12 protein-coding genes and 1 tRNA gene are annotated in these 14,338 nt (G+C 64.0%); 8 read left to right on the forward strand and 5 right to left on the reverse strand.

Annotated features, from left to right (window positions below; all coding sequences use genetic code 11):
* The first annotated feature begins 72 nt into the window (after positions 1–72).
* Positions 73–149 (forward strand) — tRNA-Arg (locus BMW89_RS12645).
* A gap of 14 nt (positions 150–163) precedes the next feature.
* Here the strand turns inward: BMW89_RS12645 and BMW89_RS12650 are convergent.
* On the reverse strand, positions 164–1,147 hold the full coding sequence (locus tag BMW89_RS12650) for a GlxA family transcriptional regulator (RefSeq protein ID WP_092026696.1): 984 nt from the start codon (positions 1,145–1,147) through the stop codon (positions 164–166).
* A 105-nt stretch (positions 1,148–1,252) separates the two neighbouring features.
* Here BMW89_RS12650 and BMW89_RS12655 point away from each other — a divergent pair, with 105 nt between their 5' ends.
* The 4 genes from BMW89_RS12655 to BMW89_RS12670 all read left to right on the forward strand — a co-directional run bounded on the left by BMW89_RS12655 (position 1,253) and on the right by BMW89_RS12670 (position 6,180).
* A complete protein-coding gene (locus BMW89_RS12655; protein WP_092026698.1) occupies positions 1,253–1,894 on the forward strand; it encodes an HD domain-containing protein in 642 nt (213 codons plus the stop codon).
* A 110-nt stretch (positions 1,895–2,004) separates the two neighbouring features.
* A complete protein-coding gene (locus BMW89_RS12660) occupies positions 2,005–2,727 on the forward strand; it encodes a DUF2569 family protein (RefSeq protein WP_092026701.1) in 723 nt (240 codons plus the stop codon).
* Positions 2,728–2,929: 202 nt separating this feature from the next.
* The gene (locus BMW89_RS12665; RefSeq protein ID WP_092026704.1) at positions 2,930–4,936 is read left to right on the forward strand and encodes an SPFH domain-containing protein; all 2,007 of its coding nucleotides are present in this window, start codon (positions 2,930–2,932) and stop codon (positions 4,934–4,936) included.
* Positions 4,937–5,040: 104 nt separating this feature from the next.
* Complete coding sequence (locus BMW89_RS12670) at positions 5,041–6,180, forward strand: amidohydrolase/deacetylase family metallohydrolase (RefSeq protein ID WP_092026706.1); 1,140 nt, start codon at positions 5,041–5,043, stop codon at positions 6,178–6,180.
* 35 nt (positions 6,181–6,215) lie between these two features.
* Here the strand turns inward: BMW89_RS12670 and BMW89_RS12675 are convergent, their stop codons facing one another.
* Both BMW89_RS12675 and BMW89_RS12680 read right to left on the reverse strand, forming a co-directional pair.
* Positions 6,216–7,826 (reverse strand): ABC transporter substrate-binding protein, encoded by a 1,611-nt coding sequence (locus BMW89_RS12675; protein ID WP_092026709.1) that lies wholly within the window; start codon positions 7,824–7,826, stop codon positions 6,216–6,218.
* 197 nt (positions 7,827–8,023) lie between these two features.
* Complete coding sequence (locus BMW89_RS12680; protein ID WP_092026712.1) at positions 8,024–9,169, reverse strand: acyl-CoA dehydrogenase family protein; 1,146 nt, start codon at positions 9,167–9,169, stop codon at positions 8,024–8,026.
* Positions 9,170–9,295: 126 nt separating this feature from the next.
* On the opposite strand from BMW89_RS12680, the gene BMW89_RS12685 reads away from it, so the two are divergent.
* Positions 9,296–9,973 carry an alpha/beta hydrolase family protein gene (locus tag BMW89_RS12685; protein ID WP_092026715.1) on the forward strand — a complete coding sequence of 226 codons (678 nt, stop codon included), beginning with the start codon at positions 9,296–9,298 and terminating at the stop codon, positions 9,971–9,973.
* Between the two features lie 3 nt (positions 9,974–9,976).
* On the opposite strand, the gene BMW89_RS12690 is transcribed toward BMW89_RS12685, so the two are convergent.
* Positions 9,977–10,951 (reverse strand): ketopantoate reductase family protein, encoded by a 975-nt coding sequence (locus BMW89_RS12690; protein WP_092026718.1) that lies wholly within the window; start codon positions 10,949–10,951, stop codon positions 9,977–9,979.
* Positions 10,952–11,107: 156 nt separating this feature from the next.
* Between BMW89_RS12690 and BMW89_RS12695 the strand changes: the two genes are divergently transcribed.
* A complete protein-coding gene (locus BMW89_RS12695; protein WP_177196009.1) occupies positions 11,108–11,911 on the forward strand; it encodes an enoyl-CoA hydratase-related protein in 804 nt (267 codons plus the stop codon).
* 41 nt (positions 11,912–11,952) lie between these two features.
* Here BMW89_RS12695 and BMW89_RS12700 read toward each other — a convergent pair whose 3' ends face one another.
* A complete protein-coding gene (locus tag BMW89_RS12700; RefSeq protein WP_092026722.1) occupies positions 11,953–12,837 on the reverse strand; it encodes a LysR family transcriptional regulator in 885 nt (294 codons plus the stop codon).
* 113 nt (positions 12,838–12,950) lie between these two features.
* Between BMW89_RS12700 and BMW89_RS12705 the strand changes: the two genes are divergently transcribed.
* Complete coding sequence (locus BMW89_RS12705) at positions 12,951–14,315, forward strand: FAD-dependent oxidoreductase (RefSeq protein ID WP_092026726.1); 1,365 nt, start codon at positions 12,951–12,953, stop codon at positions 14,313–14,315.
* Positions 14,316–14,338 lie beyond the last annotated feature (23 nt).

Consider the following 14,338-nt stretch of genomic DNA (forward strand, 5'->3'; position numbering starts at 1 on the left):
CGAAGGGCTTCCGATCCAGCCCTCGCTTTGCTATGAACGGCTCCAGGCAACCCGCCCACCGGCGGGTTCCGCGGTCCCGTAGCTCAGCCGGATAGAGCGACGGTTTCCTAAACCGTAGGTCGCATGTTCGAGTCATGCCGGGATCGCCAGTCTTCCTTTCACATCAAGCCACGATCCGCGCAAAACGCTTGCGATATTCGGCAGGTGTCACGCCAACATGGCGCGCGAAGGCGCGGCGCAAGGTGTCCGCGTCGGCAAAGCCACAATGCGTGGCCACTTGCTTGGGGGCTTCGTTTCCGAGCTCCAGCAGGCGCCTCGCAGCGTTGACGCGGGCTTCCTCGACCCAGGTCGCGGGGGTGATGCCGACTTCGGCACGGAACAGCCGCGCAAAGTGACGCGGGCTGATATCCATGCGCTCCGCCAGGCTCGCGACGCTGTGATCCAGTCCGGGATTGGCGGCAACCCAGCGCTGGAGCTCCTGTAGCGCGGCGCGGCCGGCGGGGACGGTCTCGCCCTTGCGGGTGAACTGCATTTGCCCGCCCGGCCGCTTGAAGAACATCACGAGCTGACTGGCAACCTTCATCGCCGTCTCGCGTCCGAGATCTTCCTCCACGAGAGCCAGCGCGAGATCTAACCCCGCGGTCACGCCGGCAGCCGTGCGGAGCTTGCCGTCGGTGACGTAGATTGCGTCCTTGTCCACGCTGACCAACGGGAATTTTTCGGCAAGCCGGTCCGCAACCGCCCAATGCGTCGTGACCCGTCTGCCGTCGAGCAGACCTGCTGCCGCGAGAAAGAAGGCGCCTGAGCACACCGACCCGAAACGCCGGGTCCTGGAGGCCCTGCGGCGAAGCCAGTCGATCACCATGCCGTCGGCCGGCACATCGGCAGCGTTCGGGCATCCGGCGATCAACAAGGTGTCGATATTCTCCTGGAAGCCGCGATCGATGATGCGGTCGGGCATCAGCCGCACGCCCGAGGAACTGCGGATCGGACCCGGCTCCGCCCCTGCCACGAACAGCGCATAGGCCTGATGGCCGGCCTGCAAATTTGCCTCGGCGAACACGTCGAGAGGTCCGGCGACGTCGAGTAGCTGCACGCCCGGCAGCGCGACGATCACAACAGTTCTCGGTTTCGGCTTCGCGCCCATGTCCGCCTCGGTCGGTATTTGTCTGTTTTAGACGTACTACCTCAATTGAGGACAACGTAGCGCTAATCTACCTTCTCGGCGACCAGAGATTTTCAGGAGACCATCATGCAAGAGATGACCGAAGCCGCCACCATTCCCGACAGCAAATTGGCGCGCGCCATCACCGACTACATCCGCGATACCGAGACGGATCTGCTCTTCAACCATTCCAGCCGCGTCTATCATTTCGGTGCACTGGCCGGCGTCCGCCGCGAGCTTAAGTTCGACCGCGAACTGCTCTATGCCGGCGCCATGTTTCACGACATCGGCCTGATGCCGGGCCATGGCAGCAAGCACGAGCGGTTCGAAGTCGACGGTGCGCACGCCGCGCGCGATTTCCTGCGCAGCCATGGCATCTCCGATGCTGATGCCTATACTGTCTGGACCGCGATCGCGCTGCACACGACGCCGGGCGTACCACAGCACATGCATCCCGTCGTCGCGCTGGTGACAGCGGGTGTCGAGATGGACGTTCTCGGGCTCACCTACAAGGACTATTCCGACGAGGAGCGCGAGGCCGTCGTGAAGGCGTTTCCGCGAACGCCGCACTTCAAGGAAGACATCATCCAGGCGTTCTACGACGGCATCAAACACAGGCCGGATACCACGTTCGGCAACGTCAAGGCCGACGTCATCGCCGACAAGGAGCCGCACTTCCATCGCGGCAATTTCTGCAGCGTGATCCGCAACTCCCGTTGGCACGGCTGAGCGGCGTTCCCTGTCGCGCATGTCCGCGGCGGTAATGCCCCACTCGTCATTTTCTATCGTGACGTGTGCCGACAGCCGGCTAGAATACGGCGGGTGCAGGGGGCGTTGGCGTGGCGGATTTATGGTTCTACGCGGAAGGCGGGCAGCAGCGCGGCCCTGTGCCGATTTCGGAGCTCCTTCCGCTGCTGGCTCGCATCGCAGATCCGCGGCGTGTGTTGGTCTGGCGGGAGGGCCTGGAGAGCTGGAAGCCGGTCGAGGAGGTGCGTGAGATCGCGGAGCGGCTTCTTGGAGCGCAGCCGCTGGATTCCGCACCGCCACCGGTCGCCGCCGATCGGGAGCCTGCCGTCCTCGCAGAAGACGCTGCGGCCTTTAGAGATGTCCAGCCCGAGACGACCGGCATCAGCGGTTGGCTCGCGCTTCTCGCGTTCGGCCAGGTGATGGGCATCCTGCGCCTGGTCTTCAACGTCGGACAATATGTGCAGTCGATCACCGACGACGTCTGGACTTACTTTCCGACGGTGATCTGGACTGAAATGCTGATCAATGCCGCCATGATCGGCTTGGCGATCTGGACAACGGTGCTCCTGTTCAGACATTCCCACCGGTTTCCAGCCTTCTTCATCGTGCAGATGATGTGCGCGGTGCTGATGCCGCTCGTCGATCTCCTCTGCGTCGCGTCGTTTTTTTCCGCCGCCCTGAACCGTCCTTTCGGCGATTTTTTCATCTTTGAACTTCAGCAGGTCGGACAAACGCTTGTCGGTGCGATCAGTGCCGCGGTTTGGATCACGTACGTCCTTCGCTCCCGCAGGGTCGCGAATACGTTCACGAAATAAGTCATGTTACGACGCGCTTTGCTGAGCCGGGCGGTTCTCCCGGTTTCCCTGCGCGTCAAGTCTCCAATAAAAAAAGATCGGCACGGCTTTACGCGACAGCCGGCTTGCGAAGCTCGGTCTCTCTTCACATCTCCGCTCCCGCAATTCTGGGGTGTGGCTTTGGTTAACAAGGCCGCCCAGTTGCGAATTGTGGAGATGAACTATGGACTTCTATGGTTTCAATGGCGCCTGGCTGATCCAGCCGGCGCTGTGGGCCGCGGCGGCGATCGCGCTCGTGATCCTGCTGCGGATGGCCAATATCTTTCGCTACATCCCGAACAACCAGGTCGGCATCGTCGAGAAGCTATGGTCGACGAGCGGATCGATCGACGGCGGCTTCATCGCGCTGAACGGCGAAGCCGGTTATGAGCCGGAAGTGCTGCGCGGCGGCCTGCACGTGTTCTTTCCGTTCATGTACCGGATTCATAAATCGGATCTCGTCACGGTCGGACAGGGCAAGATCGCCTATGTGTTCGCGCGCGACGGCGCGCCGCTTGGCGCCTCGCAGGTGCTCGGTGCCAATGACAACGAAGACAGGTCGGACTTCCAGGATGTGCGGCGATTCCTGCTTGGCGGCGGCCAGAAGGGACCGCAGCGGGAGGTGCTGCGCGAAGGTACCTATGCGATCAACACGACGCAGTTCGCGATCATCACCGACGAACGTGTCTACGGTCATGCGCTAAGCGGGCAGGAGCGTGGCGTGCTCGATGCCATGCAGCTGACTATCGCCGAGCGCTGGGGCTTTACGCCCGTCGTGCTCGCGGCTGATCACGATCTGGTTGGCGTCGTCACCGTGCATGACGGCCCGTCGCTGCCATCAGGCGAGATCATCGCGCCCGAGGTCGGTGTCGACCTTCGCGACGCCGAGATCTTTCACAACAACTTCCAGGAGCCCGAGAAATTCCTGGCGGCCGGCGGCTATCGTGGCCGGCAGCTCCAGGTCATCGTCGAGGGCACCTGGTACATCAATCGCCTGTTCGCGACCATCGAGGCGGTGCCCAAGACCGTGATCCCGGTCGGCAATGTCGGCGTCGTCATCTTCTACACCGGTCCGCACAGCGACGACGTGTCGGGCGAGCAATATCGCCATGGCGAGCTGGTCATCAACGGCTGCCGCGGCGTCTGGAAGGATCCGCTGCTGCCGGGCAAATACGCGTTCAACACCTATGCCGGCAAGATCGAGATCATCCCGACCGTCAACTTCATCCTGAAATGGGTGCGCGGCGAGGTCGGTGCGATGAAGCTCGACGAGAACCTGTCGGAGATCTCGCTGATCACGCGAGATGCGTTCGAGCCGACACTGCCGCTCTCGGTGGTGATGCATATCGACTACAAGAAGGCGCCGATGATCATCCAGCGCTTCGGCGACGTGAAGAAGCTCGTCGAGCAGACGCTCGACCCGATGGTCAGCGCGTTCTTCAAAAACTGCGCGCAGAAAATGACCTTGATCGAATTGCTCCAGAACCGGGCCTCGATCCAGGAGGAATCTGCAGCTCAAATGAAGGCGAAGTTCGAGAGCTACTCGCTCGACCTCCAGGAGGTCCTGATTGGCACGCCGCGCGCCGCCACCGGCGACCACACAATCGAGAACATCCTGATCCAGCTCCGCTCGCGCCAGATCGCGCGCGAGCAGGTCGAGACCTACCAGGAGCAGGAGAAGGCGGCGGTGCAGGAGCGCACGCTGAACGAGGCCAAGGCAACCGCGGCGGCGCAGACGGCGCTGACGCAGTCGCTGATCCAGATCAAGGTGAACGAGAACGAGGGTGCCGCGGCTTTCGCCCGCGCGCAGAAGGACGCGGAGACCAGAAAAGTGACGGCCGCCGCGGTCGGCGAGCAGTCGCGGCTCGAAGGCCAGGGCGAGGCTGACCGGGTGCTTGCGGTCGGCACCGCCAACGCCCAGTCGACAAAACTCTCGGTCGATGCCTATGGCGGACCGGAGTTCAGGCTGGCCGAGCAGAACTTTGCGAAGTTCGCGGACGCCCTGACCAAGATCAACCAGCCGCTGGTGCCGCAATTCCTGATGTCCGGCGGACAGGGCCAGGAGACCGGCAATGCCGGCCTGATCCCGACCGCGATGCTGAGCTCGATGTTCGGCCGCATGATGCCCGATGCGTTGGAGCGGCTGAAGGAGGAGGCGCCGAAGGCGGCCCGCAGGCCCAACGGGCAGTGATCGTGGCCGATTTGCTTGGTCGGCGCGAAAATTGCTAACAGAGGCGACCGGGCTGGAAGAGCACCTTCCGGCCCGGTCCATGTTTGCCATATCCGGAGACGACAATGCCTTTCGACTTGATCCTGCGCGGCGGCCGTGTGGTCGACCCGTCCCAGAAGCTCGACGCCGTGACCGATGTTGCCTTTGCGGGCGGCAAGGTTGCTGCGATCGGCAGCGGGCTCAAGGCTGATCCGGGCACTGACGTCCGCGACGTTTCCCGGTACGTCGTGACGCCCGGGCTGATCGACCTCCACACCCATGTCTATTGGGGCGGCACCTCGCTCGGCATCGATGCCGAGGAATTCTGCCGTCTCTCCGGCGTCACCACGGCGGTCGATACCGGCAGCGCCGGGCCCGGCAATTTCGCCGGCTTCCGCAAGCACGTGATCGAGCCGAGCCAGGTCCGCATCCTCGCTTATCTGCATGTCTCGCATGCCGGCATCTTCGGCTTTTCGCACCGGATCATGGTCGGCGAGAGCGAGGAGCTGCGGCTGATGAACCCGATCGAGGCGGCCAAGGTGGCCGATGAAAACCGCGATCTCATCGTCGGCATCAAGGTGCGCGTCGGTCTGCACTCCTCGGGCACATCCGGGGTGGTGCCGCTCGACATCGCGCTCGAGGTCGCCAACGAGGTCGGCATGCCCTTGATGGCGCATATCGACCATCCGCCGCCGAGCTACGAGGAGGTGCTGAGCCGTTTGCGTCCCGGCGACGTGCTCACCCACGCGTTCCGGCCCTTCCCCAACACGCCGGCGACCGCGCAGGGCACGGTGAAGAAGGCGGTGCTGGATGCGCGCGAGCGCGGCGTGCTGTTCGACATCGGCCACGGCAAGGGTTCGTTCGCGTTCAAGACCGCGCGCGCGATGCTCGCCAACAGCTTCTATCCCGATACGATCTCCTCCGACATCCACCAGCTCTGCATCGACGGCCCGGCCTTTGACCAGGTCACGACCATGTCGAAGTTCTTGTGCATGGGCATGGAGCTGTCCGACGTGGTCGCGGCCTCGACGGTGAATGCCGCGATGGCGCTGCGCCGCCCCGAGCTAGGCAGCCTCAAGCCGGGCAGCGTCGGGGACGCGACGCTAATCTCGGTCAAGCAGGGTCAGTTCGACTACGAGGACGTCGTCGGCGAGCACCTGATCGGGGATCGCAAGATCGTGTCCGAGGGCGTCGTCATCGGCGGCCGCTGGTGGCATCCGAATTAGGCTTCGCCTCTCGCCGCTTGGGAGCGGCCGTAAGCCTACTCGTTCTTGTCGACATTCCAGAACATCGGCGTCGCCGGGCCGTCGATCACGCCGGTCAGCGATTTGCGCCATGCGCTCGGCGCCTGGAATTGGCCGAGCGGAATGTAGATCACCTGGTCATAGGCTTCCTTCTGCACGTCGAGCGCGATCTTCTTGCGCTCCTCGGGCGAGGTCGCGCGGGCAAAGGAATCGCGTAGCTGCTCGAGCTTGGGGTCCTCGGACCAGCCGTACCAACCGCCATTCGTGCCTTTGCCGCCCATCGGGATGTTGACCAGCGGGTTCATGGAATCGGCGGCGCCCTGATAGGTGAAGAACATGTTCCAGCCGCCGTCCTTCGGCGGCTTCTGGATGGCACGGCGCGTGACCACGGTCTGCCAGTCCATCGCCTGGACGTCGACCTTGAAGCCGGCCTGACGCAGGAGTTGCGCCACCATAAGCGGCTGCGTCTTCAACAGGATCTGGTCGGTCGGCGCCATGATCACCACGGGCGTGCCGTCATAGCCGGATTCCGCCAAGGCCTTCTTGGCCCGCTCCATGCCATCGCCCTTGATCAGGGTCTCGCCACCGGCATCGCTTGCCAGCGGCGTGTCGCAGATGAAGAAGGCGCCGCAGAGCTTGTAGTATTTGGCATTGCCGATCTGCGCGTCGAGCACGTCCTTCTGGTTGATCGCCAGCTGCGCGGCGCGGCGGATCTTCACATTGTCGAACGGCGGATGCAGGAAGTTCATGCGGCCGAACGACTGGAATCCGAACTTGTTCAGGATGGACACCTCGATGTCCGCATTGGATTCGAGCGCGGGCAGCATGTCGAATGGCGGCGTTTCGACGAAATCGACATCCCCGGATTGCAGCGCGTTGAGCGCGGTCTGCGCGTCCGGCATCGTGATCCATTCGACGCGGTCCACCTTGACCACCTTGCCGCCCGACGTCCATTCGGCCGGCTCCTTGCGCGGCAAATAGTCGGTGTTTTTGACGTAGATGGCCTTCACGCCCGGCTGGAATTCAGCCGCGAGGAACTTGAATGGGCCGGAGCCGATCTGCTCCGGAATCTGCTTGTCGATCGGGGTCTCGGCAAGCCGCTTGGGCATCATGAAGGCGACGACCGCCGACGGCTTGGCGATCGTCTCGAGCACCAGGCCATAGGGCTCCTTCAGCTTGAAGACGATCGTTTTGGCGTCTGCGGCTTCGATGCCCGCCGTGAAGTCCATCAGCTTGCGCGCCATGCCGTCGACGCTCGATCCCCAGCGCTTCAGCGAGGCGACGCAGTCCTCCGCCGTCACCGGCGCTCCGTCATGCCACTTCAGTCCGTCGCGCAAGGTGAAGGTATAGGTCAGCTGGTCCGCGGACACCGTCCAGTCGGCCATCTGCGGCCGCACCTTGAAGCTGGAATCGATGCCGAGCAGCGTGTCATAGACCATGTAGCCATGGTCGCGGGTGATGATGGCTGTCGTGAATCCGGGGTCGGTGACGCGAAGGTCCGATTGCATCACCGCGATGAGGGTCTTGGTGCCGGCCGCGGCCGATGCCACGGATGTCCAGGCGGCGGGAAGGGCGGACGGCGCAACCGCAGCAAGCTGAAGCAGTTTCCGGCGCGAGACGTGAACCATTCGCTAGTCTCCTGACGTGACGCAAACGAAACCAGATGGTGGTTGCCCCGTCGTAATGCAGCCTATGGTCTGGTGCCGCACCTGGCAATGATGGGTTGTCTCGTAACCCGAATTCGTTCGCGATCGCACAAGGGCCAGCTGCCTTGTCCCAGGCCCGCTAGCGGTAGAATTGCCGACAAGCGGACGAGATAGACGCGTTACAGCGACCGCGCGATCAGCAGCTTCATGATCTCGTTGGTGCCGCCATAGATCTTCTGGATGCGGGAATCGATGAAGATGCGCGAGATCGGGTATTCCTGCATGTAGCCGTAGCCGCCGAACAGCTGGAGGCATTCGTCGGCGGTCTGGACCTGCTTGTCCGAGCACCAGTATTTCGCCATCGACGCAGTGACGGTGTCGAGATCTCCGGCGACCAGCTGCTCGATGCACCAGTCGACGAAGACGCGCGCGATCATGGCTTCGGTCTTGCGCTCGGCGAGCGTGAAGGCGGTGTTCTGGAAATCCATCAGCGGCTTGCCGAAGGCTTTCCGCTCCTTGGTGTAGTCGACGGTGAGTTTTACGGCGCGCTCCATCGCGGCGACCGCGCCGACCGCGAGCGCGAGCCGCTCCTGCGGCAATTGCTGCATCAACTGGACAAAACCCTGGCCTTCTTCCTTGCCGAGCAAATTCTCCGGCGGCACCGTCACATTGTCGAAGAACAATTCTGACGTGTCGGAGGCGTGCAGGCCGATCTTGTCGAGGTTGCGCCCGCGCTTGTAACCGTCTGCGCCCGCGGTCTCGACCACAAGCAGCGAAAGGCCTTTTGCACCAGCCTCGCCAGTGCGCGCGACGACGACGACGAGGTCGGCGGCCTGTCCATTGGTGATAAACGTCTTCTGGCCGTTGATGACGTAGGAATTGCCGTGCTTCTTCGCCGTGGTCTTGACGGCTTGCAGATCCGAGCCGGTGCCGGGCTCGGTCATGGCGATGGCGCCGACCATCTCGCCGGACGCCATCTTCGGCAGCCAGCGCTTCTTCTGCTCCTCCGAGCCGTAATTGAGAATGTAGTGCGCGACGATGGCGCTGTGCACCGAGACGCCGGTGGTCAGCTCCGGCACCGTGCTTTCGAGATCATCCAGCACCGCCGCGTCATAGGCGAAGTTTGCGCCGAGGCCGCCGTATTCCTCCGGCACGCTCGCCAGCAGCGCGCCCATCTCGCCGAGCCCGCGCCAGGCGAAGCGGTCGACCATCTTCTGCTCGCGCCATTTTTCGGCGTGCGGCGCCAGGTCCTTGGTAAGATATTTCCGGAACTGGTCGCGGAAGACGTCAAGCTCTTCGGTCATCCAGGAGGAGCGGTAGGACATGGTTACCTCGGTTGATTCAGCTTTCCGGCTTGGTAGGCCAGCAGGTCACGGCAATTATTGTGTTTTCAGGCTGCGCCGGTGACGCTACCAAGGCGGCCGTAGCAGCGTCTGTCGGGATGCCTGATTGTGGCCGCCAAAATCAAAGAGCTCAAGCTTGACATCGAGCGCATCGGCGTGGTCTCGGCGATCCTGATCCAGCCGGCCGACGCACGTGCCTGCTACGTGCTGGCGCACGGCGCGGGCGCCGGGATGCGGCATGCATCGATGGACAAGATTGCGGAAGGCCTTGCAGACCGCGGCATTGCGACGTTCCGCTTCAATTTCCCCTACATGGAAAGGAAACAGGGCCGCCCCGACCAGCCGGCGGTCGCGCACGCCGCGATCCGTGCGGCGGTCGAGGAGGCGGCGCGGCTTTGCCCCGGATTGAAGCTTGTTGCCGGCGGAAAGTCGTTTGGCGGGCGCATGACCTCGCAAGCGCAGTCCAAGGCGCCACTGCGTGATGTCAAAGGGCTCGTGTTCCTCGGCTTTCCCCTGCATGCCGACAAAAAGCCGTCGATCGAGCGCGCTGAACATCTGGAGCAGGTCGATATCCCCATGCTGTTCCTGCAAGGCACGCGCGATGGGCTCGCCGATCTCGGCCTTCTCAAGCCCGTCATCGCGGGGTTCGGGGCGAAGGCGACGCTGCATGAGGTCGCAGGCGGCGATCACTCCTTCGCGGTGCTGAAGAAGTCCGGTCGTAGCAATGACGAGGCGCTGACAGAGGTGCTCGACACGCTTGCAGCCTGGATCGACCAACTCGCCTGAGGCTCAGGCCGAATAAAGCCCCTTGTCGCGCGCCTTCTGGATCGCGAGCGCCGCAATGAGATCGAGCGTCGGCGTCGACAGGCCGCCGGTGCGCGCGAAGGCGGCGGGCGCCCTCACCAGCACGTCGATCTCCATGGCGCGGCCGAGCTCGTAATCCTGCAGCAGCGATGGCTTGTGGTTGGGGGCCGGGCCGCTGCGGGTCACGCGCTTGACCTCGGGAATGAAGTGCTGGGCGATGTCGTTGGCCTCGTTCAGCATCCGCGGGATGAGCTCGGTGAAGGCGGGGTCGTCGCGGACGCCGCGCGCGGTCTGGCCGGTAAGCAGGCACAGCACCGACAGCGACATGTTGGTCAGCAGCTTTGACCAGATCGCCTCGCGGATTTCGGCCACCGGCGGGGATTCCAGCCGCGCATCATTGAAGACGCCGCGGAGTTTCGTGATCCGCTCGCAATTGCGGTCGTCGCATTCACCAATCAGCAGACGATTGCGGTCCGGCGTCAGGTTCTGCACCACGCCGGGTGCGGTGACCTCGTTCGAGGAGAAGATGACGCCGCCGATGATTCGCTCCTTCGGGATGCAGGCGCGCAAGCGCCCGCCCGGATCGAGGAATGATATGTCCGGCGGTGTGGGGTGTCGCGGCGGCAGGCCGATACCGTACCACCAGGGAATGCCGTTCTGCGCGAACACGATGGCGGTGTCGTCCTGGAGCAGCGGCTTGAGGCTGGAGACCAGCCCCGTCAGGGCAGTGGCCTTGAGCGTCGAAATCACGACGTCCTGCGGGCCGAGCTGGGCCGGGTCGCCTGACGCGTTCACCTTGGCGCTGACCTCGGAATCGCCGACGCGCAGCTTAAGGCCATTGGCCCGGACGGCCTCGAGATGCGCGCCCCGCATCACGCAACTGACCTCATGGCCGGCGCGCGCCAGCCGTACTGCAAGATGGCTGCCGACGGCGCCCGCGCCGAAAATGCAGATGCGCATGTGATGTCCCGTCCCTGATCCCTTGACTGCCGCCCGGCGTCACCATGACACAAGCCGCCATGCGGTGGACGCGGCCGCCCCACGCTGGAAAGATATGGATCGGGACACGTGGCCTCGGCCATAGTGCGCGCCAAACAAACGACCGGAGGATCGCCGATGACTGCCAACCCCGTCCTGTGGACCCTTGATGCGCGTGGGGTTGCGACCGTCACGTTGAACCGGCCGGAGGTCAACAACGCCTATGACGGCGCGCTGATCGCGGGCGTGCTCGCGGCGATGGACGATCTCGGCAATAAGCCCAATCTGCGTGTCGTCGTGCTCAAGGGCAATGGCAAGCACTTTCAGGCCGGCGCCGACCTCAAATGGATCAACGGCGTGCGGCCGCAATCGCCTGAGGCCAACGAAGCGGCGTCGCAGGCGACTTTCGAGGCCGTCCAGCGTCTCAACACGCTGCCGATCCCGACCGTGGCGCTGGTGCAGGGCGGTTGCTTTGGCGGCGGCACCGGCGTGATCGCGGCCTGCGACGTCGTGATCGCCGCGGACAACGCGCTGTTCTCGATCACTGAGGTACGATGGGGCCTGACGGCCGCGATCATCATCCCGCAGCTTTGCGATGCCATTGGTGTACGGCAAGTCCGCCGTTACGCGCTGACCGGCGAACGCTTTGGCGCCGAGGACGCCCGCCGCATTGGCCTCGTTCATGAGGTGGTGCCGCTGGCCGATCTCGAAGCCGCCGGAGCCAAGGTGGTCGAGCAGCTGCTCGCCAACGGCCCAGAGGCGATGGCCGAGACCAAGCGGCTCGCGCTGGAGAGCTCGTTCGGCGGGATGGCGGTGGACGATGAGGCCTACAAGCGGCTCGTGCACCTGCATTCGCTCAAGCGCCAGAGCGCCGAGGCGGCGGAAGGGCTGGCCTCGTTCGCCGAGAAGCGGGCGGCGAATTGGGGCGGCGGGAAAGGCTGAGCGTCAGCAGCTCAACAGCCGTGGTCAACGGCACGGCAAATTCACAGCGACGACGCAAGTGACGTTTTCAGCAAAGCGAGCAGTGCCTGCACCGCGGCGGCATTGCGTCGCCGCTCGGGGATCGCGGCCTTCACCCACAATTCCGGAATCGGAAAGTCGCGCAGCACGGGCTTGAGCGTGCCGTCGCGCAAGGCGTCCGCGACGAGATAATGCGAGATCAGCGCGATGCCGTTGCCGGCGATGGCGCTGCGCGCCAGCACATGCCCCTCATTGGAGGAGAGCAGCGGGCTGACCTGGATGCTGATGCGGCCACGGGGGCCGTCAAAGATCCATTCCGGGCCGGTCGGCATAAAGCTGAGGCAGCGGTGCTCGACGAGATCGCGCGGATGTTTTGGCGTGCCGTGCTTCTTCAAGTAGGCCGGCGAGGCGCAGAGCAGCCGCTTCAGCGCACATAGCGGCTCGTCCACTACGCCGCCAAAGGAATGCGGGAAGGCGCCGATGGCGATGTCGAATCCCTCCGTCACCGGGTCGACCGGGCGGTCGATCAGCACGATCTCGAGTTTCAGCCGCGGGTTCTGGGTCTGGAACGCGCTGAAGGCATCGGCGAGCCGCGCCACCGTGAGCGAGGTCGGCGCCTTGATGCGGAGATGATCGACGAGGTCGTGGCCTTTCTCGCCCATGCGCGAGAGCAAATCGGTGGCGTCGGTGACGACGCCGCGTGCGCGATGCACGTAGCGCTGGCCGGCGTCGGTCAGCCGCAATTGCCGGGTCGAGCGGTGAAACAGCGGCGTGCCGATCCGCGCTTCCAGCTGTGTGACGCGCTTGGCGACGACCGAGGTCGAGACATTGAGTTTTCGGGCGGCGGCGGAGAACCCGGCCGCGTCCGCAGTGGCGAGGAAGGCCTGCAAGTTCACCAGAATGTCCATCCCGACCTTTCGCGATTCGAGAAAGCTGATCGCTTATTTTGGTGGATTGTAGCTGGCCCCGCGTTAATTCATAGTCGGGCCCAAGCAAGAGATTTTCAGGGACAGGACGCGCCATGCGGGCCAATACGATCGAAGAACCAGCACGCCAGGTGCCGCTCTACGGCGAATATGAAGTCGTCGTGCTCGGCGGCGGACCGGCCGGCATCGTGGCGGCGGCCTCAAGCGCGCGCGCAGGACGGAAGACGCTGCTGATCGAGCGCTACGGCTTTCTCGGCGGCATGGGCACCGCGGCCGGCGTCACCAATTTCTGCGGCCTGCACGGCAATGTCTACGGCGAGGCCCACCGTCTGGTGCAGGGCATGGCGTCCGAGCTGCTGGCACGGATCGATCGGCTCAATGGCCTCAACGCGCCACATCTGATCCTCGGCAAGGTTTTTGCCCAGGCCTATGACACCGCGGCCTACAAGATCGCGGCCGACCAGCTGCTCGCCAGCCACAAGGTCAACATCCTCTTCCACGCGCTCGGCGCCGGCGTGGTGATGGGCGATAACAGCCGCATCGACGCGCTGATGGTCGAGACCAAGGCCGGCCGGCAGGCAGTGCGCTCAGAGATTTTTATCGATTGCTCCGGCGACGGCGATCTCGCCGTGTGGGCCGGCGCGCCGTTCGACATCGGCGACGAGCACGGCCATCCGATGTACCCCTCGATGATGCTCCGCCTCAACGGCATCGATCCGGAGAAGGCGGGCGATGCCTGGCGCACCATTCCGCAATTGATGGAAAAGGCGCTCGCCGCCGGCACCCACACATTCCCGCGGAAAAGCGCGATCGTGCGGCCGCAAAAGTCCGGCATCGAATGGCGGGTGAATTTTACGCAAGTGGCGCGCGAGGACGGCCACGCCATCAACGGCATCGAGCCCGACGATCTCACCCGCGGCGAGATCGAGGGCCGCAAGCAGGCGCTCGCGGCGTTTGAATTCCTGCGCACGGTGCCGGGGTTTGAAAAATCCTACATCGTTGACCTGCCGCCGCAGCTTGGCATCCGTGAGACCCGCCGCATCAGGGGCGGCTATCAGCTCAGCGGCGAGGACGTGCTTGGCTGCGCCTCGTTCGAGGATTCCATCGGGGTCAATGGCTGGCCGATCGAGGCCCATGTTCCCGGCGATGTCGTCTTCACTTTTCCGCCAATCCCGGAATCGCGCGGCTATAACGAGCTGCCTTATCGTATGCTGGTGCCCGAGGGCGTCGACAATCTTCTGGTCGCCGGGCGCTGCGCCTCGATGACCCATGAGGGCCAGTCGGCGGCGCGGGTTTCCGGTGCCTGTTTCGTGATGGGCGAGGCGGCCGGTTCCGCAGCAGTGCTGGCGCTCTCCGGAAACCGGATTCCACGCGAAATCCCCATTGAAAAATTGCAGGAAACGTTGAAACAACAGGGCGCCTTCATCGGGCGGGATCAGCCCGTGCCCGAAGGTTTGTGACAGCTGTAACAGAACGACCAAGA

It is taken from the genome of Bradyrhizobium sp. OK095 (assembly GCF_900109945.1).
In the GTDB taxonomy this organism is placed as follows: domain Bacteria; phylum Pseudomonadota; class Alphaproteobacteria; order Rhizobiales; family Xanthobacteraceae; genus Bradyrhizobium.